This is a genomic window from Bacillus sp. SN1, from assembly GCF_002796895.1.
Lineage (GTDB): Bacteria > Bacillota > Bacilli > Bacillales > Bacillaceae > Bacillus > Bacillus inaquosorum.
In genome coordinates this window covers 1-570 of the sequence record NZ_PHIE01000016.1, presented here as the reverse complement: position 1 = coordinate 570, position 570 = coordinate 1, and the positions used below count along the sequence as shown (strand labels likewise).

At 50.9% G+C, this 570-nt stretch carries 5 tRNA genes; all 5 read right to left on the bottom strand.

The window, feature by feature from the left end:
• Positions 1-49: 49 nt before the first annotated feature.
• The 5 genes from CVV77_RS21865 to CVV77_RS21845 all read right to left on the bottom strand — a co-directional run bounded on the left by CVV77_RS21865 (position 50) and on the right by CVV77_RS21845 (position 523).
• Positions 50-124: transfer RNA gene (locus tag CVV77_RS21865), tRNA-Gly, on the bottom strand.
• Positions 125-164: 40 nt separating this feature from the next.
• Positions 165-247: transfer RNA gene (locus CVV77_RS21860), tRNA-Leu, on the bottom strand.
• Between the two features lie 7 nt (positions 248-254).
• Positions 255-330, bottom strand: a tRNA-Lys gene (locus CVV77_RS21855).
• 37 nt (positions 331-367) lie between these two features.
• Positions 368-443: transfer RNA gene (locus CVV77_RS21850), tRNA-Thr, on the bottom strand.
• 4 nt (positions 444-447) lie between these two features.
• A tRNA-Val gene (locus CVV77_RS21845) sits at positions 448-523 on the bottom strand.
• Positions 524-570 lie beyond the last annotated feature (47 nt).

The following is a 570-nucleotide window of genomic DNA, read 5'->3' as shown; positions in this document are numbered from 1 at the left end:
AAGTCCTGTGTGTCTGCCAATTCCACCACCCCGGCGTGGATGGTATAGTTGGAGCGGAAGACGGGATTCGAACCCGCGACCCCCACCTTGGCAAGGTGGTGTTCTACCACTGAACTACTTCCGCAGACAGGATGTCCAGTTTTTATAACCGTTATCCTATATAATGCGGGTGAAGGGACTTGAACCCCCACGTCATAAAGACACTAGATCCTAAGTCTAGCGCGTCTGCCAATTCCGCCACACCCGCGTAAAAATGGTGAGCCATGAAGGACTCGAACCTTCGACCCTCTGATTAAAAGTCAGATGCTCTACCAACTGAGCTAATGGCTCTTCTTACAAGAGACTTGAGTATTATACCATATAAAAGTGGTGCCGGCAAGAGGACTTGAACCCCCAACCTACTGATTACAAGTCAGTTGCTCTACCAATTGAGCTACACCGGCAAAATGGTGGAGGATGACGGGCTCGAACCGCCGACCCTCTGCTTGTAAGGCAGATGCTCTCCCAGCTGAGCTAATCCTCCATAATTGCACTAGCGTGCAATTGCTTGGCGGCGTCCTACTCTCACAG